General features: G+C 67.1%; 16 protein-coding genes, 2 tRNA genes and 1 pseudogene. 6 read left to right on the top strand and 13 right to left on the bottom strand.

Annotated features, from left to right (window positions below; genetic code table 11):
* Positions 1 to 28: 28 nt before the first annotated feature.
* Positions 29 to 1,333, top strand: a complete 1,305-nt coding sequence (locus ACIBG4_RS05795; RefSeq protein ID WP_397200854.1) for an FAD-binding oxidoreductase — start codon at positions 29 to 31, stop codon at positions 1,331 to 1,333.
* A gap of 30 nt (positions 1,334 to 1,363) precedes the next feature.
* Here the strand turns inward: ACIBG4_RS05795 and ACIBG4_RS05790 are convergent, their stop codons facing one another.
* The gene (locus ACIBG4_RS05790) at positions 1,364 to 2,527 is read right to left on the bottom strand and encodes an FAD-dependent monooxygenase (RefSeq protein ID WP_397200853.1); all 1,164 of its coding nucleotides are present in this window, start codon (positions 2,525 to 2,527) and stop codon (positions 1,364 to 1,366) included.
* Positions 2,528 to 2,739: 212 nt separating this feature from the next.
* On the opposite strand from ACIBG4_RS05790, the gene ACIBG4_RS05785 reads away from it, so the two are divergent.
* Together ACIBG4_RS05785 and ACIBG4_RS05780 are read left to right on the top strand one after the other, a co-directional pair.
* On the top strand, positions 2,740 to 3,639 hold the full coding sequence (locus tag ACIBG4_RS05785) for a patatin-like phospholipase family protein (RefSeq protein ID WP_397200852.1): 900 nt from the start codon (positions 2,740 to 2,742) through the stop codon (positions 3,637 to 3,639).
* 39 nt (positions 3,640 to 3,678) lie between these two features.
* The gene (locus ACIBG4_RS05780; protein WP_397200851.1) at positions 3,679 to 4,068 is read left to right on the top strand and encodes a VOC family protein; all 390 of its coding nucleotides are present in this window, start codon (positions 3,679 to 3,681) and stop codon (positions 4,066 to 4,068) included.
* A gap of 77 nt (positions 4,069 to 4,145) precedes the next feature.
* Here the strand turns inward: ACIBG4_RS05780 and ACIBG4_RS05775 are convergent, their stop codons facing one another.
* From ACIBG4_RS05775 to ACIBG4_RS05765, 3 genes are all read right to left on the bottom strand, one after another.
* The gene (locus ACIBG4_RS05775; protein ID WP_397200850.1) at positions 4,146 to 6,488 is read right to left on the bottom strand and encodes a DUF4132 domain-containing protein; all 2,343 of its coding nucleotides are present in this window, start codon (positions 6,486 to 6,488) and stop codon (positions 4,146 to 4,148) included.
* A 121-nt stretch (positions 6,489 to 6,609) separates the two neighbouring features.
* Positions 6,610 to 6,966 (bottom strand): type II toxin-antitoxin system VapC family toxin, encoded by a 357-nt coding sequence (locus ACIBG4_RS05770; RefSeq protein WP_397200849.1) that lies wholly within the window; start codon positions 6,964 to 6,966, stop codon positions 6,610 to 6,612.
* Between the two features lie 285 nt (positions 6,967 to 7,251).
* Complete coding sequence (locus ACIBG4_RS05765) at positions 7,252 to 7,623, bottom strand: DUF5997 family protein (protein ID WP_310710821.1); 372 nt, start codon at positions 7,621 to 7,623, stop codon at positions 7,252 to 7,254.
* A 55-nt stretch (positions 7,624 to 7,678) separates the two neighbouring features.
* Here ACIBG4_RS05765 and ACIBG4_RS05760 point away from each other — a divergent pair, with 55 nt between their 5' ends.
* Positions 7,679 to 8,407 (top strand): LysR substrate-binding domain-containing protein, encoded by a 729-nt coding sequence (locus ACIBG4_RS05760; protein ID WP_397200848.1) that lies wholly within the window; start codon positions 7,679 to 7,681, stop codon positions 8,405 to 8,407.
* Between the two features lie 337 nt (positions 8,408 to 8,744).
* Here the strand turns inward: ACIBG4_RS05760 and ACIBG4_RS05755 are convergent, their stop codons facing one another.
* The 7 genes from ACIBG4_RS05755 to ACIBG4_RS05725 form a co-directional block, all read right to left on the bottom strand.
* Entirely contained in the window at positions 8,745 to 9,563 is an 819-nt protein-coding gene (locus ACIBG4_RS05755; protein ID WP_397200847.1) for an alpha/beta fold hydrolase, read from the bottom strand.
* A gap of 392 nt (positions 9,564 to 9,955) precedes the next feature.
* The gene (locus tag ACIBG4_RS05750) at positions 9,956 to 11,527 is read right to left on the bottom strand and encodes a TROVE domain-containing protein (protein ID WP_397200846.1); all 1,572 of its coding nucleotides are present in this window, start codon (positions 11,525 to 11,527) and stop codon (positions 9,956 to 9,958) included.
* Between the two features lie 126 nt (positions 11,528 to 11,653).
* A tRNA-OTHER gene (locus ACIBG4_RS05745) sits at positions 11,654 to 11,799 on the bottom strand.
* A gap of 5 nt (positions 11,800 to 11,804) precedes the next feature.
* A tRNA-Ser gene (locus ACIBG4_RS05740) sits at positions 11,805 to 11,867 on the bottom strand.
* Between the two features lie 254 nt (positions 11,868 to 12,121).
* Positions 12,122 to 12,337, bottom strand: coding sequence for a hypothetical protein (locus ACIBG4_RS05735; RefSeq protein WP_397200845.1), 216 nt, complete (start codon positions 12,335 to 12,337; stop codon positions 12,122 to 12,124).
* A 1,156-nt stretch (positions 12,338 to 13,493) separates the two neighbouring features.
* Entirely contained in the window at positions 13,494 to 13,838 is a 345-nt protein-coding gene (locus ACIBG4_RS05730; protein ID WP_397200844.1) for a hypothetical protein, read from the bottom strand.
* A 213-nt stretch (positions 13,839 to 14,051) separates the two neighbouring features.
* Positions 14,052 to 14,591 carry a hypothetical protein gene (locus tag ACIBG4_RS05725; protein ID WP_397200843.1) on the bottom strand — a complete coding sequence of 180 codons (540 nt, stop codon included), beginning with the start codon at positions 14,589 to 14,591 and terminating at the stop codon, positions 14,052 to 14,054.
* Between the two features lie 414 nt (positions 14,592 to 15,005).
* Here ACIBG4_RS05725 and ACIBG4_RS05720 point away from each other — a divergent pair.
* Positions 15,006 to 15,182: pseudogene (locus ACIBG4_RS05720) on the top strand (transposase); the annotation flags it as partial.
* A gap of 100 nt (positions 15,183 to 15,282) precedes the next feature.
* Here the strand turns inward: ACIBG4_RS05720 and ACIBG4_RS05715 are convergent.
* Both ACIBG4_RS05715 and ACIBG4_RS05710 read right to left on the bottom strand, forming a co-directional pair.
* On the bottom strand, positions 15,283 to 15,489 hold the full coding sequence (locus ACIBG4_RS05715) for a hypothetical protein (protein ID WP_397200842.1): 207 nt from the start codon (positions 15,487 to 15,489) through the stop codon (positions 15,283 to 15,285).
* 168 nt (positions 15,490 to 15,657) lie between these two features.
* Positions 15,658 to 16,863: an MFS transporter gene (locus tag ACIBG4_RS05710; protein ID WP_397200841.1), complete on the bottom strand. Its 1,206-nt coding sequence runs from the start codon at positions 16,861 to 16,863 to the stop codon at positions 15,658 to 15,660.
* A 57-nt stretch (positions 16,864 to 16,920) separates the two neighbouring features.
* On the opposite strand from ACIBG4_RS05710, the gene ACIBG4_RS05705 reads away from it, so the two are divergent.
* Positions 16,921 to 17,286, top strand: coding sequence for a MerR family transcriptional regulator (locus tag ACIBG4_RS05705; RefSeq protein WP_397200840.1), 366 nt, complete (start codon positions 16,921 to 16,923; stop codon positions 17,284 to 17,286).
* Positions 17,287 to 17,660: the final 374 nt, after the last annotated feature.

Below are 17,660 nucleotides of genomic sequence, written 5' to 3'. Positions count from 1 at the left end.
GACTCCCCCCACCACGAGAAAGAGAACGATGAACACCCTGAGCACTCTGCGCTCCGTCGTCCGCGGCCAGGTCTGGCTGCCCGGCGAGCCTGGCTTCGACGCCGCCCGCAGTCCTTGGAACCTGGCCGTCGAGCAGTCGGCGGCGGCCGTGGTCGAGGCCGCGGACGCCGACGACATCGCCGCGCTCGTCCGGCACGCCCGCGTCGCCGGGCTGGGCATCGCCACCCAGCCGAACGGGCACGGCGCCACCGGCCGTACCGACGGCGCCATCCTGCTGCGCACCCGCCGGCTGGACACCGTGCGCGTCGACCCGGCGACCCGCAGGGCCCGCATCGGCGCGGGCGTGCCCTCGGGCCGCCTGCAGGCGGCCGCCGCGCCGTACGGCCTGACCGGCCTGCCCGGCAGCTCTCCCGTCGTCAGCGTCACCGGCGTGGCCCTCGGCGGCGGACTGAGCTGGTTCGGCCGCGCCCACGGCTGGGTCGCCGACAGCGTCACCGCCTTCGACGTCGTCGACGCCGAAGGCCGGCAGCGGCATCTCACCGCCGAGTCCGACCCGGACCTGTTCTGGGCGCTGCGCGGCGGGGGCGGCGACTTCGCCGTCGTCACCGCCCTGGAGCTGTCCCTGCACCCCGCGCCGCGCCTGTACGGCGGGCGGACGCTGTGGGACGGCGAGCACGCCCCCGCCGTCATCGACGCCTACCGGCGGATCACCGCCGCCGCCCCCGACACGCTCACCGCCTGGCTGGACCTGCTCCATTTCCCCGGCTCCGCGCCCATGGTCGCCGTGGACGCCACCTACATCGGTGACGAGAGCGAGGCCCGCGACCTGCTGGCCCCGCTGGACGGCCTCCCCCAGCCACTGTCGGATTCGAGGCGCGTCATGTCGGTCGCGGAGCTGGGGTCCATCACCGCCGAGCCCACCGACCCGGGCGCGGGCTCCTCGCGCGGCGAGCTGCTGACCGACCTGGACGACACCGCGGTCAAGACACTCCTGGCGGAACCCATCGCACCGCTGCTCAGCGTGCAGATCCGGCACCTGGGCGGCGCGCTGGCCGGCCCCTCCGACAGCCCGCACGGCCCGCTGGCCGAGCCCTACGCGCTCTACCTGTTCGGCATCCCCGCCGACCCCGCCACGGCCGCGGCCGTCACCGCCAGGCAACGCGGCCTCGCCGGGTCCCTCCCCGTCAGCGGTCGCAAGCCGTACACCTTCCTCAACCCCGGCGAGACGGCGGCCGACGCCTTCACCCCCGCCGCCCTCGCCCGGCTGCGCGCCGTCAAGCGCCGGCACGACCCGCACAACGTCTTCCGCTCCAACTTCCCGGTGGGGGGCTGAGGCGGTTCTGAACGGGCGTCAGGGCGCGCGTCAGCGCCCGGACCCGCGCACTGACTTCAGCCACACGACCAGCTGGTCCATCCGGTAGTACAGCCCAGGCGGGACGTGCGGGAGGACCCGTGAGTGCCGCTGGCCGAGCAGCGCGATCATCCGCTCCGGCGGGAGGCCGACGTAGCGCGGGAGGTTCTCGTACCAGCGGGCGCTGTTGCCGGCCGCCCGCTGGGCGGACACGAGCGCGGCCTTGCGCTCCCGCTCGTAACGCGCGAGGGCGGGCTGGAGCTCCGGCTCCTCGTAGATCGCCCTGGCCAGGAACGCGGCGTCGGCCAGCGCGAGGGCGGTGCCCGCGCCGATGGAGTAGTGCGTGGTGTGCGCGGCGTCGCCGAGCAGGACCAGGTTGCCGCGGTACCACGTCCGGTTGGTCAGGGTGCGGAAGTTCAGCCAGCGCGCGCTGCCGTCGGTGTGCGCCCGGCCGATCAGCGGATGCCCGTCCAGGATGTCGGCGAACAGCTTCTCCAGCAGGGCCAGGCTGTCGGCCTCGTTCGCCTGGTGCAACCCGAGTCCCTTCCAGGTCTCGGGCGAGCACTCGACGACGCAGGTGCTGTGGGTCTCGCTGAACCCGTAGCCGTAGCACCAGATCCAGCCGTGCTCGGTCTGCGTGAAGGCGAAGGTGAAGGCGTCGAAGACCTTGGTGGTGCCGAGCCAGGTGTAGATGTTCCGCCCGACCGCGACCTCGGGGCCGAAGTGGTCGGCGTGGCGCTCGCGCAGCGCGCTGTTGACGCCGTCGCCTGCGACGACGAGGTCCGCGTCGGCCAGTTCCTCCTCACCGGTGACCTCGTGATTGAACTCGACGTGCACGCCGAGAGAGCGGGCCCGCTCGGTGAGGATCTCGAGCAGCCGGTGCCGGCCGACGCCGAAACCCTCGTCCCCGTTCTCCACCGTGACCGTCCACCGGTCGCGGACGTGCGCGACGAAGCTGTCCCACCTGACGGAGCTCTCCCGGATGGCGAGCGCGGACTCGTGGTCGGCGCCGTGGAGATTCTTGAGGAGTTCGTCCCAGTAGGTCACGCCCCAGCCGTACGTCGACCCGGCCGCGTTGCGCTCGTAGACGGTGATGTCGTGGGACGAGTCCATCCGCTTCATCAGGATCGAGAAGTACAGGCTGGCGGGTCCCCCGCCGACACAGGCGACCTTCACACCGAGCTCCCATCGCTACCGAAAGTAATCAATTGACAGCATAGAGTAGCAGATGAGCTGTACGTCAGGACGACCTCATCCCGCTGAGCCTCTGGTCAGGAAATGACCAACTACGACTCACCCGGAACCGGCGGGGCCGTCGACGAGCCTGGCCGGGGTCAGCAGCAGGCCGACTTGACATCAAGTGGTCTTGAGGTAGCAGGCTGTCGGCCATGACATCACACCTTGATCCTGCTGTTGGAACCGCTGTCGTGCTCGGTCCGGGCGGCCTCGTCGGCACGGCGTGGATGGCCGGCCTGGCGGCCGAACTCGGTCGCCGGGGCGTGGACCTGGCGCTGGCCGATCTGATCGTCGGTACGTCGGCGGGCGCGATCGTGGGCGCCATGCTGGCCACCGGCGAGGACCTGACCCGCTTCGCCGCTCCCCGCCCCGGCGCCTCCGTCCCCGCTTCCGCCGCCGTGCCGCGTCCGGCTCCCGCCGTACGGCAGGAGGAGGTGTTCGCCGTGCTGGGCGACCCCGCGCTGACCCCCGCCGAGGCGTTGCGGCGGGTGGGGCGGCTGGCGTTCGAGGCGGCGACCATCACCGAGGACGAGTACCTCGCGCGGATGGGCCGGCTGGTCACCGCCCGCGCCTGGCCCGAGCGGCCGCTGCTCATCACCACGGTGAACATCGAAACCGGCGAGCCGCAGGTATGGGATCGCACCAGCGGGGTGCCGCTGATCGCGGCCATCGCGGCCAGCTCGGCCGCGCCGGGCACCACCCCGCCGGTCGCCGTCAACGGACATCACTACCTGGACGGCGCCTTCGGCGGCGGAAGCCCCGCTTTCCTGGCGGCCGGCGCCGGCGTGCTGGTCCTCGTCGAGCCGCTTGCCCACCTGTTCCCCGCCGACGCCCCGCCCGGTGACACGGTCGTCCGGATCACGCCCGACGCCGAGACCATCCAGGTCTTCGGCTCCGACCTCGGCGAGGTCACCTCCTGGCTCCCCGCCTACCAGGCAGGGGTACGGCAGGGCGCCGAGGCCGCCGGCCGCGTCCGCGAGGTGTGGCCGGCGACCCTGGTACAGGCGTCCGCCACCGGGCGAACCACGGAGCATGAGGACGTGCCGTCATGACCGCCTGCCGTGATCGCCACAGCGATGAAGGGACCCCTGATGCGCATCGACCGCCTCGACCACCTGGTGCTGACCGTCACCGATCTGGAGGCGACGGTCGACTTCTACAGCCGCGTTCTCGGCATGGAGCCGGTCACCTTCGGCCAGGGTCGACGGGCGCTCGTGTTCGGCCGCTCCAAAATCAACCTGCACGAGAAGGGCCGCGAATTCGAGCCGAAGGCCGCGCATGCCGTGCCCGGCAGTGCTGACCTCTGCCTGATCAGCGCCGTCCCGCTGGAGCAAGTCATGGCCGAGTTGGCACGGCACAACGTGGAGATCGAGGAGGGGCCCGTCCGGCGTACCGGCGCCCTGGGGCCGATCGACAGCGTCTACCTGCGCGACCCCGACCGCAACCTCCTCGAGATCAGCGTTTACGCCGAGACGTCGTGATCTGTCCTCGTACGCGACCCACGCCCGCAGGCGGCTGGTAACTCCCGGGATCTGATGCGACGGTGTCTGGGGGTGGTTCAGCCGAGCTGCCGGGTGATCGTCGGATCGGTGATCGCCGTGTCGTCGGCCAGGAGGAACGCCTTCGAAAGGACCACCGACAGCGTGCCCCCGTCGTCCTCGAACGGCAGGGACACCGATCCGGCCGCGCGCCCGCTCGCCGGGACGATGCACAGGTACGCGTCGTTGGGCTCCATCAGGATGTTCGTCGACCCCAGATGGATCTTGTACGTCTTCAGATCACCCCGGACAAGAAGAAATCTGTCGGTCAGCTCCACCCGGGAGGCGATCTTCAGTTTCGGCAGCAGCCGCGCCAGCACCTCGCGCCGGATCTTGGCCGTCTCAGTCAGCTCGCCGAAGCCGTGGGAGCGCCAATAGCCTTCGTGGCCGATCAGCGCCTGGTCGTCGCGGGCGACCGAGGCCACGCCCACGGCGAGGTCGGCCTCGCGGAGGATCTCCGACAGCACCAGCGGCGGCAGATCGGCCATCGACGCCGGTTGCCCGTCGCGGTGGAAGGTGATGCCCTCGGTGGCGCACAGCATGGCGGTCTCGGCCCCGGGGGCGGAGACGATGTGCATGGCCCATCGGGCCTGCCAGCCTGCCAGGTCGCGCACCACCTCGCCCTGGTCGCCGCCGTTGTCATAGCCCCAGTTGCCGATCGACCGGCCGGTCCAGCCGCGCTGGCCCAGCAAGGTCCGGGCCTGTCCGTAGCGCAGAATGTGGCCGGCGAAACGGTTGGAGAAGGTGCCGGTCCGCTCCTCGGCGGGGGTCAGTAGGTAGATCTCGCGAAAGACCTGCTTGAACGGCTGGCGTACACCACCTTCGAGAAGATGGTCGCGCCACGCCGCCACCTCGTCGGCGGTCGCGTGAATCGGGTGCCACAGGCCTGCCACCGCGTCGGGGGCGGGGCTGTAGCCGGCCAGTTCCCAGCCGTCGGAGGTCTTGACCGGCAGGGCCGCCGGGCCGCCGGCGATCTGCCAGACCAGGGTGCGGGCGTAGGGGCCGGTGACGGGATGGTCGAGGAAGTACTCGCTCACCTCGCGCCAGCGCCACGTCCGTTCATGGACGATCGCCTGGTCCAAGCGGGACCGCACGGCCGCCTGCGCCAGCTTGAGCTCCTTCACGATGGCCCGCAGATCGGTCAGCTCCGCGCGCAGATCCTTCGGCAGCGATTTCACGGTCTTGCCGGCGGCGTTCATGTAGCGCAAGGCGGGCACGTCGGCGGACAGCCTGACCCGGAAGTCGCCGATCTTGTCCTCGCGGACGCCGCCGGTGTCCAGGCCGAAGGTGGGAACCGTCCGATCGAGCAGTTGCTCGCGGGTCAGCCCGTTCTCGCCGGCGACCGTGTCGAGGGCGAGGCTCAGATTCCTCTGTACGGACCTCGCGCGCACCTTCGCCTGGATCCTGGACAGCGGGACGATCACGTCGAGGCCGCCCCTGCGGGCCAGGACGCCGACGGCGGCGTTGGTGACGGGTTCGCAGCGGCACGTGGAGCCCATCCCGTTGCTGCCGGTGCCGCAGGTCATCGCGACGTCGGTGACGAGCGAGGTCACCCAGCGCTCGTCGATGACCTGGCAGCTCCACAGGATGCCGCGCACCACGACGATGGTGTCTTCCCTGAGGAAGACCTTGTCCCGCCACTCCTCGTCGTCGTAGCGGACAACCCACTCTCCGCCCCGGTAGGCCGCCAGCCGCGTGAGTAGCTCACGGACCAGCGCGACCGCGCCGGGGGTGAGCATCCGCGCGGCGTCCCTCAGCCACCGGGCGCTGGGTCTGGTCGAGCGGGCGGTGTTCCAGTGGCGGAACAGCGGCAGCACCTCGACCAGGCGCGGGCCGTACTCCTCGGCCAGCATGCGGGCGAAGTGGTCGGCGTCCCCGATCTCGGTCCGGACCACCCCGGCCGGGCCGTGCTCGGCCGGTTCGGTGAGCAGCTCGGCAACCTGCTCGGCCAGGAGCGCCCGTGCGTCCTTCAGCCGCGGCCCCGACGTCAGCCAGCGCAGCAGGTCCCGGCGCCGCTGGTGGTCGAACCGGCGGGCAGCCGCGAGCGGGATCCGGAACAGCTCCTCGTAGCGGGTGTGCCCCTGCCGCACCCAGTACCCTGCCCGCTCCATCAGGTGGTGCGCTTCCCGGTAGGTGAAGTCGATGTCGCGCTCGGCCACCGACCGGACCACGCGCAGCACCCGCTCGTCGTAGTCATGGCCGCCTTCCGGCCCCAGCCAGAGTTTCATCTGCGCGTAAGTGCCGTAGACCCGCCAGTCGACGCCGGGGCCGGGCTCGAGCCCCTGCTCAGTGAGCTCGTCGAACCGCTGGTAGGCGACCCTCGTAGCCGGATCCAGGTAGTCCCATCCGCCCGCTGACGTCATCACACGGCTCCACTCATGACCGGAAACGCTGGGTGATCATGAATACCAGCCGGAACCGACAGATTTCCCCATGCCATGATCCGCGACATGTCTCCACGAGAGCCGAACGAGCACCGTCCGATCAGGACAGGGCCTCGATGGGCGCCGTCGCGACCAGGCCCTCGACGGCCTCGGCGAGCTCCGCGTCAAGCGTGATGAACGCGTCGGCCTGGAGCCGGGTCAGGGCGATGTACTCGGCGGTGTACGTGTCGGGCCACCCGAGCCGGTCGGCGATCTTCCACGCGAGGTTCTGAAGGACGCGGTCGCCGAGCAGCCGGATCCGCAGCCCGCGCACGTGAGCGAGCAGGCGATCGGCGTCCTTCTGGGCCATCTCACCCGAGCGGACGGCCTGGTAGAGGTGCGCCAGCAGCTGGGAGCGAATGAGCGTGGGAGCCAGGAGCCGATGCTCGGCAGGGACCACGGCCTCGTCGTGAGCCAACCGAAGAGCCACATCCGGCCCGATGACGTACCTGCTCAACGCACCCCTCTGCTCGGCAACGCTCGTCCTCTATCTTCGGTGGCGCGACAACACCATGGCAAGCCAGATGATGGTGGGCAGGAGAAGGAGCAGCACCATGAGGCCGACTCCGAGAGCGACCTCCGCGTCGGTCAACGGCCTGAATAAGAGATCATCGTCCACCCTGTGAAGCTAACCGCCGCGGACGGTTGGAGCGACCTGAAGCCGGTCGTTCGGCGGGCTCGGCCAGGGCCGGAGACGTGCTGTCTAGCGTTGCTTGAGGCGGAGCGCTTCTTTGCGGGCCTCCGCCTGGACGGACCGCTCGCGCTCCAGCCACGCCGGGTTCTCCGCCTTCAGCTCGTCGATCTCGGCGGTGGTGAGCGGACCGGTGATCCCGCCTCTGGTCAGCCCCGAGATGGAGACCCCGAGCTTCGCGGCGACGACCTGCTTGGGGTGCGGGCCGTTGCGACGCAGGTCAGCGAGCCACGCGGGGGGCTTCGACTGCAACTCGTTCAACTCGTCCCTGGAGACGACACCCGCCTGGAACTCGGCGGGGGTGGCCGAAAGGAGGACACCCAGCTTCTTGGCCGCGGTCTCGGGCTTCATCGTCTGGATGGTCTTCGGTTTGGACGAGGTCATGGCGCCAAGCGTAGTCAGTCGGAACGGGTTCCCCGGACATCGGTACCCTGAGGAAGTGACTGATGGGGAGACCGGCAAGGTGTTCCGGCTGGCGTACGCGCCTGGGGTGACACCCGCGAAATGGGTCAACGTCTGGACCGAGAGGATGCCCGGCGTGCCGGTTGCCCTGGCTGCGGTTCCCGCCGCCGAGGTGGTGGGACTTCTGCGGGATGGCGGGGCCGACGCCGGATTCGTCAGGCTGCCGGTCGATCGGGACGGGCTCAGCGTGATTCCTCTCTACGTGGAGACCACGGTGGTCGTGGTGCCCAAGGATCACGCGGTGGCCGCCGCCGACGAGGTGGCCGTCGCCGACCTCGCCGACGACGAGGTGTTCCATCCTCTGGACGACAGCATCGAGTGGACGGACCGGCCCGGGCTGCCCGCGTTCACCCGCCCGGCCACAACGGCGGACGCAGTCGAGATGGTCGCGGCCGGCACGGGGCTTCTCCTCGTTCCGCAGTCGCTGGCACGCCTCCACCACCGCAGGGATCTCACCTACCGGCCGGTGACGGACGCGCCGCAGTCCCAGGTCGCGCTGGCCTGGCCCACGGACGCGACCACTGGCCTGGTGGAAGATTTCATCGGCATCGTCCGCGGCCGGACCGTGAACAGCTCGCGGGGCCGTACCCCCGCTCCCCCTGCCAAGAAACCGGCACAGCGGCAGGCGCAGAAACCCGCACAGGCCGCCTCCGGCCGCCGCGCCGTACCGGCCAACCGTAGAAAGAAGGGCCACCGGCCTCGGTGACCCGCGGCCCTGAGCCTCCGGCTCGGCAGCGGCTGGCAGCGGCCCCGTGATCGCAGATGTGATCACGGGGCCGCTATTGTCGTTTTGCTCTCAGTGGGCCCTTTTCATCTTGGCCGTCGGCTGCCCGGCGCGACTTCCGCACCGCTGTGTCAGCGACACCCACGAGCTTGCGATCTGTAGCCTCGGAGGCGCCTTGGTGATGCAGGGACCGCCAAGGCAAGGCCGATGAGCTGCAGAACAGAGGTTGAGAAAGCCTCGGTAGTTCTTTGTGAGCGTATAGACGGTTGATGCCTGTGCAGCTTTCCGGAGGAGTTGAACTGTCAGTTCGACTGGTCGATCATCGCTGGTCGGCGGTTCCCCGTAGGAACGGTTCCAGCAGGGCATAGGTGTGCTCAGGGCTGTCGTCGTGCAGGGAGTGCCCCGCATCAGGGAGGACGTGGGCTGCGACGGACGTCAGCCGCGTGGTGAAACGATCGATCAGGCTCACCGGGAAATAGCGATCTCGTTCACCCCAGAGCAATAAAACCGGCACATCAACCAGGTGGAGGTCGCGCTCGGTCTCAATCCAGCTCACCGCCCGCTCGATGCGCAGCATAGCCAGGCTGCGGGAGCCTGTTCGGATGGCCTTCACCGCTTCGTCCACCAAGTCGTCATCAGGCAGACGGTCGCGGTGCACGAAGGACTTGCGCAACATGTGCCGTAGCGAGGTCTTCGAAACCAAGCGGACCGCGAGATCGCCCAAGATAGGGAGGCGCATAAGCCTGAACTCCCAGACATCCTTCACATCGAGACCGCCGGGCGCGATCAGCGCGAGCCGGGTCACTCGCTCCGGGTGAAGCTCGGCGAGCCGCAGGGCGAAGCCGCCGCCCCATGAGTGACCGACGACAGCCACGTGGCGCAGGCTGACTGCGTCAAGAAATTCAACGATGGAATCGACGATGGCGTCGGTGCCATCGGGAAAGAGCGGATTCGCGATCTCCGTGGCACCCTGGCCTGGAGGATCAAGAGCGTAGACGGTGTGATGTCGGGCAAGCCGCCGCATCATGGCGTGGAAGGTCAACTTCCAGCCTCCACTGCCCGGAATGAGGAGGACGGGAGGCCCGCTCCCAGCACGCGTGTACTGAAAGCGGACCTGTCGGGTCTGTAGGTAGCTCAAATATCACTCCTTGTCACGTCCAACTCTCGGACTGCGCCGGCACACCAGCGTTCGCCAGGGCACCCGATTCACAGCAACTGTGCCCAAACGAATCCAGCCGGCAGTACGGCGAAGCCGCCGACCTCATTGAGGATCAGCGAGACCATGAACGCGCTCGCGCCGGACGGGATAGCGCAGGATCAGTCCGCCGTCAGCAGAACCGGCCTGGTATCCATGCTCAGCACCACGACCGCGCCTCTATCCATGAGAGGACAGCCTCTCAATAACTCGAACACGTATGTACGATAAGCCACTCGAGGCCTCATGATCACCTCTGTGATCATGAGGCCGCTGCTGTTCGGTGTAATTCGCCAACGGTGTCCACAGGAGACGGGGCCGCCTCGTGCCGGGTGTCAGAACGGCCAGTCGGCGTTCTTGCCGGCCTCAAGCAGAGGGATCATCCGGAACGCGGCGTCGGAGAGTCCACCGAAGGTGTGACGGGTCCGCTCACCCGACGGGCCGTGGCCGTACTGGTAGCCGGCGAGGTTCCACGTGTAGACCGGGACGTTGGCCGGCACCTGACCGGTCGGATTCCCGCCGTTGTTGCCGCCCCACGCCTGCTCGTCGGTGACGATGACGATCCGGTCGTGGCCGCGGTAGTGGGCGCGTACCGCCTTGGCGGTGTTGGTGCCGCCCAGGCTTCCGAACCGCTCCACCACCCGCAGCACCGACTCGCCCGGGCTGTAGGGCACGGGCTTGGAGGTGGTGCCGAACTCGACCAGGTCCGCCGACTCGGCACGCATCGCCAGCGCGGAGCCGAACACGGCCGCCGAGTCTGCGCGGTTGAGCCCGGACCTCTCCGAGATCGCGCCGAACATCGACCCCGACCGGTCCACCAGGATCAGTGTGCGTCCTTCCAGAGCGGGCACGTTGGCCAGCGAGTGGCCGAGAGCCTGCTCCAGCGGGTAAGCCCACCGCAACGACGGGGCGTGCTTGTACGCGGCGAGGAACCGAAACGGGAACTGCTTGGACCGGCGCACCTCATCGGCATCAGCCAGCCGCGCAGCCACGGTTGCCGCGACCTTGTCGGAGACGCCGACCTGGTCGAAGTTCCGCAGGTTGCGGGTGAGTGCCATCAACCCCATCGAGGGGATGACCGCCTCCCACGCCGCGGCGTCCATCGGGCCCTGGAGCCAGCCGGCGAGCGCCTCCCACGTCATCCCCGCCAAGGCGAGCCGCTCCCGCACGTCCGGACGCGACAGGAGCTCCGTCCGCTGCTCGACCGGGAGTCCCATCAGCTTCTCTCGCTCGATCAGCGTGCTCAACGACGCGGGGATGTCGTTGTCCCGCTGGTGGCGGCGGTCGAGGGCGTGCCGGAACAGGTCACCCTGCCAACGCCGAGCCGGATCGGGGCTCGGGTGGACAACGTCGATCACATCGCCGAACCGGTAGCCCTTGGAGTTGGTGTCGTACTTGAGCAGGCTCCGCTCGGTGTACAGCCGCTGCACGGCGTCGGCGACGCCCCGCTTGATCGGCTTCGGGACGGCCCGGCCGTAGGTGGACGTCCAGTAGGCGAGCGCCTCTCCGGGCTCGTCGGCCCGCTGAAGGGCGCTGTCGACGAGCTGCCGGTTCAGTCCGTGCTCGCCGGCGGCGAGCCGGGCCTTGACAGCCTCCAACGCGGCGACGACCGGCGCGGTACGCATGTTCGCCTCGGAACGCAGCCACGGCAGGAATCGGGCCAGCCACTCGCCGTCCTCGACCGCGACCTGGTGGACCAACGCCCTGAACCGGCTGTCGCGGTCGCCGGCCTTCTCGTAGAAGGTCTTCTCTCCCACCATGTTGGCGACGGCGAGCAGGAACAGCTCGCTCTTGGCGTCTCGCGCGTACCCGGGAGCGCCCTCGAAGGTGCGACCGGACGGCGTTGCCTCGGACTTGACCGGGCTGGACACGGAGGCCCTGGTGGTCGTGCTGTTGAACTTCGCCATGACGCGACGAGGCCCCTCTCGTGGTCTTGCGAGAGGGGCCTCGTTCAAGAGTTCGTTCCCGAGATCAGAGTCGACGAAGGTGACTGTTCGTGCGCTCTACCCGTTGAGCTACACCCCGAGAGCTCGGGGCGGCAGGACTCGAACCTGCAACATCACCCTCCCAAAGGAGTAACCCTCATCTGCGCACCGGGCACGCTCTGAAGTTGTGTCCCTCCCGAGATCAAGGTCGGCGACGGAGACGTAAGCGTCCTGGGCCACTGGACGACACCCATCGAGATGGGCGGCGGGATTCGAACCCGCGTTGCTCCTTTGGAAGAGGAAGTAACCGTTGCCTTCGCACCGGGAAGGTGCATATCCAGTTGTGAGAGCTCAGAGACCAGCGACAGCGCCGGGTCGGTTTCATCCAGCAGATGAAGGAACCGGACCTTTCGCACCTGAGCCACCGGCAGCGTAACCCACCAGTCGACCGAACTCAGCGGAATTTCCGGTCACTCCTCGCGAAGCGGGTCGATTGCCGCAGGTCACGGCATATTCCGCGGATGTCAACCTTGTCGGCCGGCAGCACCTCGCCCTCGCCGCCGAGCTCAACCACGGTCACCCAGCCGTCGTCCGCCGGTTCGGCTCGCACCGCTCGGTGTCACTGGCACGCCGGTTGATGATGCGGGTAGCTCTGTCGACCACGCCATTGGCAACGAAGTCTGCGCCGCCCTTCACGAACGAACCCCGGTTCTTCACCGCGGAGATGAGCCCGCGGGCACGCAGCAGCTCGAGGGCTTGGATGACCGTCTGCCGCGCGACGCCGAAAAGCAATTTGCAGCAATGCCCCGCGCAGACGACAGAGTGCGATCTTACTTCCGCAACTCCCGTCGAGCGTCCCAATAAAAGGTCGTGAACCCCGCTGTCGCTGACAGAACTCCGAGAACCGTCGAGGCGACACCGACAGACCCCGATACGACCACGGCCCCGACAACCGCAAGAAGGAGACCTCCGAGAGCCACCCAGCGACTGCTCCGAAAGATTGTTCTTCTCATGCGCCATTCAGGCATGCCGATTTGCGACATACTTCTGGGCTGAAATCGCAGCATGTATTCCGCCAAAGCACGCAATGCAATGCCTGTATAGTACGCCTCCGACTGCGGATCTCCCCCATACAGAGGCTGCTCAGTCGGCCAGTTCCCCGCGCTCTCCTGACGGGATACCATCCACCTTACCGCCCCTCGGAGAACGTGCTGCACAGCAGGATCGCCACTCAACGAGCTGGAGCGGGAGCAATTGTAGACCAGATATGCCGTGCCGGCCACTGACCCATTCAGGTGGAAAGCGCCACTCGCTTCCTGGAGTGCGTTCACTATGGTTTTCGCGCCCAGAAGGCCCGACGCAGTGGGGTCATAGCGCTCCAAGGCCGCCTGAGCCCATACCGCCGCAGTGACGTCAATGTCTGCCTCGAGCAGACCTCGCAGGCCTCCCGCGCACTCTCCTGTCCAGGGGTGATCCACATGGGCGTTGAGCGCGCAGTCCAGCCAGAAAGCGCGATAATTCAGGCGCGAGTCAATACTTACACCCTCTTCGATCTTCTGACGCACAACTTCCAGGTCATAACGGATCAGATCGTCAGAGACTTTGCGCGGATGCACTTCGGAGAGTGCACCAAGCCGCCAGAAGTAGTGGTTGATCGACGCACTCAAGTCGGGCAATGAGAGCCAAGCAATCGCACGCCTTACCACCGAATAATCGGCTTCGAATCCGCATGCGGTGAAGGCTCGGAGCGCTTGTGTAGTCGCCGTGACCTCGGCCAACCCGCCAGAAGCGCCCCATCGGCCGTTCCTCTTCTGACGACGCTCAAGCCAATGAAGACCAGACCGTAGTGCGCTTACCACCTCATCCATCTGTCACTGCTCCAGCATGATCTGCGACAAGCATTCTCGGGGGTACATCAAAGCACATGCCAGAACTAGAAATCAGTCTGTCAGTCAAGGGGGTCTGGCCTGCTGCTGAGCGCCCGACGGGCCGTTATGAATCGGCGGTCGATGTCGAAGGCAGCCATACCGTGGTCCACCGCGGCGCCGGCATGAACGATGCCCGATGTCCATGTGAGCGTCAGCGACACGCATCGTGGCGTTGGACGTACCGTCCGGGCGGGTGTGCACTGCAGAGTTTCGCGGGCGTGTTCATCAGCACGATCGTCGTCGACGAGCCAGGTGCAACAGGTGGCGACGTAGAAGACCCGCTTTCCGTGGTCGAACACGAAGTGGTGATCAGGGTTGTCCGGCATCGGGAGGCGGCTGGTCTCCACCGGCTCACGAAGCGGCATCCTCCGTCGCAGCAACTTCCGGCGCGCAGCCAAGTGGGACGCGAGCACAAGGAGGATCGGCTTCCCGGGCCTGCACTTTCCATGACCTCCGGCACACCGGCAACACGATCGCCGCCAACTGGGGCCCGAGCCTCAGAGGCCTCATGCAACCGATGGGCCACGACTCATGAACGCCAAGATCACCTTCATTTCACGCATAATGCACAGGTGCACTCAAGGGCAGTTCTCGGGATCCTGGCCCATCTGCTCGAAAGCAGCTAGAGAGATCACGACGTCGACGTCTTGTTGTCTCTTTTTGTCCCATCTCTGTATCAGCACCTGACCCGGGTCGACCTTGGTGGCATCGTCAGTTTCGAACGTCACGTGTCGTAGCGAGCTGGTGTTGTCGTTGGTGAAGCCGTAGGCGTTGTAGGTGATCCCTGGATCCAGAGAGGGAGATTTGGGCGTGACCATCCAGTCGCCAACGGGGGTGTCGAGTCGAAACGAGGCGCTCTGCCCACTCAAGGCGGATGCGTGATACATCGCATCATCGATGTACGCATCGTCCGGGTTGCCGGTCGGGCTCCTTTGGGGGATGGCACGCTCGTGGTAGAGCCTCACTCCGTCCGGTGCAGGTCCACACCAAGCCAGTACGGCGACGAGATGCCCTGACTCGTCCACACTGATACCGACATAGCCATTGGCGGCGACTGTGCAGCCGGTGAGACAGGTCAGAAGTGTGCCCATAAGTACTACGCAGCTCCAGTTGCGCATGCACCGACCGTACGCCGTGATGGGTCTGTGGGGATCCGTCAAGTGGACTCGTGATCACACCGCCCTGCGGTCGTTACCTGCGGCACCCCGTTCGGCAGGCAACCCGGCGTCATGACACCCCGCCCCAACGATCCGGCACGACGGGGAACTGCGCTATGTGCGTCGCAGGCATGAAGAGTCCCCGAAGCGCCGCCTCGCCGATGCCCTCAAGGATGAGTGGCCCGATACGGCATCGGACTGCAGCGGACTCGAGATCACATCCTGATGACAGATCGCCCATCTGCACGCCCGGGTTGCGTCCGCGGGAGTGGTGCAAGGGTTTGGCCTGGTGACAGGCGTGGCGTCGTGAAATGAAGACGGCCATCGCGTGATCCTTCGAGTAGCGAAAGATCAGGTTCGAAGGAGAACAGGCGCTCCACGCGGCGGGTGGACAAGCTGGTTCAGCAGCTCGGTATCAAGCACATCTCCAAGAGCCAGGTCTCGGCGATGGCCAAGACGCTCGATGCCCAGGTCGAGGCGTTCCGCACCTGTGCTCTTGATGCCGGCCCGTACACGTTCGTGTGGCTGGATGCGTTGACTGAGAAGGCGCAATGCGTCGGAGCACGGTCAGCATCCTGGAGCGTCCAGGATGCTGACCTTCTCGGAGGCGCGGCACGGACCACAGAAGGCCCTGTCGAAGGTGCTGTCCGCACTACTTGTCGGCGTCCCGCATGAATTTTGCGATCTTCTCGGCCTTGTCGACCACGTAGCCGATCGGGTCTGCTTTCGCCTGCACGGCTTCGGAGAGGAGAACGCCATGGACGATCAGCTCGTCCTTTATGCTGGGGCGTTCGTAATCGTCATCGCCAACGTGGAATGACTCTCCTGTGGTCCAGGGGTCCTCGGGGTTCAGGGACATGGAATCCTCTCCAATGAAGATCAGGAATATGACCGACCTTCCCTCAATGTAACGCGAGGGCCACAATTACTCCATGGGCGCCGCGAAATCGCATATCGAGCACTAAACAGACATAAACGCATAAAAAATCGTGAAGCGACCTGAGCGCTACAAGTAGTCGTCCCGTCTCTAAGTCGGCTCTGCGCCGAGGCGCGTGGAAGTTCGAGCCTTGGTCGTCACGACGGCCACCAGGACGCCGATCACGAGTGCGCCGGCGCCGAGGTAGGGCAAGTGGCCGGCTCGTAGTCCTGTGTCGAGGGCGATGCCGCCCAGCGAGCCGGCGACGGCGATGCCGATGTTGAATGCGGAGCTGTTCACCGCGAGGGCGAGGTCTGGTGCGACACCATCGGCGTGGGTGGCGATCCATGTGTTCAGCGGCGGGAACGAAGCGAAGTAGGTCAGTCCCACCAGGGCCAGTCCGATGACCGCTCCGATCGTCGTGCCAGCGAGGAGTCCGGCCGCGACCAGCGCCAGGCCGATACCCGTCAGCGTGGACAACAGGGCCCGGCCGAGGTCTCGGTCAGCGAGTCTGCCGCCGAGGACGTTCCCGGCGAGGCACGCAGCACCATAGATGAGCAGCAACGGTGCGACGGCGGGCTCTGGCACGCCGGTGGCGGCGAGAAACGGTACGGCGAATGCGAGCAGCGTCATAGCGCCAAGTCCTGCAAGGGCGCTCGTTGCGACGCCACCGATCACGCTGCCGCGAGTCAGTATCCGCAACGATCCCCACCCCGCTTCGCCACGGGGGCTCCGCTCGTCCGGGAACACCGCGATCATGATCACCAGGGTCAGCGTGATCAGGGCCGCGATGAGCGCGAATGCCCATTGCCAGCCCCATGCCTCGGCCAGCGCGTTCCCGATCGGCACGCCGATGACAGTCGCGACGCCGAGCCCTAGGGTGATTCGGCCGACCGTGCGCCCGCGTTGATTCTCCGGCGCGAGGCGGATCGCTGTGAGCATGAAAGCGACCAGCACCGACGTGTGCAGCGCTCCGGTGATGATCCGCGCAGCCATCAGTACCGGGAAGGACGGCGCGAAGACCGCGAGCAAAGTTCCAGCCCCATACAGCGCGAGTGGCAGCAAGGTCAGCACGCGCAAGGGGATACGGGCGGTCAGCAACGCGAGGATGGGCCCGGCGATCACGGCGACTCCCGCGTAGGCAGTCACCAACAATCCGATGTTCGAGACTGGCACGGAGAAGGCCTCGGCCAGGCGTGGCACGACGCCTGCGATGACGTTCTCGGAAGTGCCGAGCGCGAAGGCGCCGAGGATAAAGGCTGACGAGAGCAGTCGCGGCACCCCGGCCGGCCGGGGTGCGGGATCCGAATCGAGCATGCGGCCGACGCTAAACTCTGACATCAATGTGAGAGTCAAATGAGACAGGACAGCACGATGCGGATCGGAGAACTTGCCAAGCGGTCGGGGGTCAGCATCCGGTCGTTGCGGTACTACGAGGAGCAGAACCTGTTGCACCCGACCCGGTTGCCTAGCGGGTACCGCGTCTATGACGAGTCGGACGTGGTGCTTGTACAGCGCATCCAAGCGCTTCTCGCCGCAGGGCTCAGCACACGCAAGTTGGAACACATTCTGCCGTGCATGCGTCAGCACGACGATGGCCTCGTTCTGTCGTGTGGCGACCTCTATGACGAGCTGGTGGCGGAGCGTGATGAACTGCTTGCTCGGATCGACGCGCTGTCCGCGTCGGTCGTTGCGCTGAACAATGTGATCGAGGCGAGTCCGCGCCCGATAACTGCGTGAGGTCGACGGGCAGGCCTGACGCCCGTCACGCCACTCGACCTGGGCCGACACAACGCGATCACCGCCCACCCGCCAGGCTCCGGCTGGCACGCTAATGGCACGGCGATCATGCTCCTTCCCCACGTCACCATGTCGCCTGATCAGGGCTTCCTCGTCGTGCCAGGGCCGGCGAATGGCACGCGTATGGCACGCCCGTACGGACGTACGCGCCTCCCCCACCCCATCTTCCCGTCTGCCTCGTCCCACCTGGAAGGCAGCGGGCCAAGGGCCACGGGTCATGGGTGGAACTCCCCACTGGAAGAACGACCCTTGACCCGTGGCCCTTGGTCTGCTGGGCTCCGCCTGGGACGAGGCAGACGGGAAGATCGGCCCAC

The organism is Nonomuraea sp. NPDC050383, from assembly GCF_044459125.1.
GTDB lineage: Bacteria > Actinomycetota > Actinomycetes > Streptosporangiales > Streptosporangiaceae > Nonomuraea.
The sequence above is the reverse complement of the archived record's forward strand: the minus strand, read 5'-3'. Positions and strand labels throughout refer to the sequence as shown.

What these genes read in the sequence shown, in the direction of transcription:
- ACIBG4_RS05785 (WP_397200852.1), top strand. Translation starts at nt 2,740, where the DNA reads ATGACATCACACCTTGATCCTGCTGTTGGAACCGCTGTCGTGCTCGGT.
- ACIBG4_RS05765 (WP_310710821.1), bottom strand. Translation starts at nt 7,623, where the DNA reads ATGACCTCGTCCAAACCGAAGACCATCCAGACGATGAAGCCCGAGACC.
- ACIBG4_RS05795 (WP_397200854.1), top strand. Translation starts at nt 29, where the DNA reads ATGAACACCCTGAGCACTCTGCGCTCCGTCGTCCGCGGCCAGGTCTGG.
- ACIBG4_RS05780 (WP_397200851.1), top strand. Translation starts at nt 3,679, where the DNA reads ATGCGCATCGACCGCCTCGACCACCTGGTGCTGACCGTCACCGATCTG.
- ACIBG4_RS05750 (WP_397200846.1), bottom strand. Translation starts at nt 11,527, where the DNA reads ATGGCGAAGTTCAACAGCACGACCACCAGGGCCTCCGTGTCCAGCCCG.
- ACIBG4_RS05710 (WP_397200841.1), bottom strand. Translation starts at nt 16,863, where the DNA reads ATGCTCGATTCGGATCCCGCACCCCGGCCGGCCGGGGTGCCGCGACTG.
- ACIBG4_RS05730 (WP_397200844.1), bottom strand. Translation starts at nt 13,838, where the DNA reads ATGCCGCTTCGTGAGCCGGTGGAGACCAGCCGCCTCCCGATGCCGGAC.
- ACIBG4_RS05715 (WP_397200842.1), bottom strand. Translation starts at nt 15,489, where the DNA reads ATGTCCCTGAACCCCGAGGACCCCTGGACCACAGGAGAGTCATTCCAC.
- ACIBG4_RS05725 (WP_397200843.1), bottom strand. Translation starts at nt 14,591, where the DNA reads ATGCGCAACTGGAGCTGCGTAGTACTTATGGGCACACTTCTGACCTGT.
- ACIBG4_RS05705 (WP_397200840.1), top strand. Translation starts at nt 16,921, where the DNA reads ATGCGGATCGGAGAACTTGCCAAGCGGTCGGGGGTCAGCATCCGGTCG.
- ACIBG4_RS05775 (WP_397200850.1), bottom strand. Translation starts at nt 6,488, where the DNA reads ATGACGTCAGCGGGCGGATGGGACTACCTGGATCCGGCTACGAGGGTC.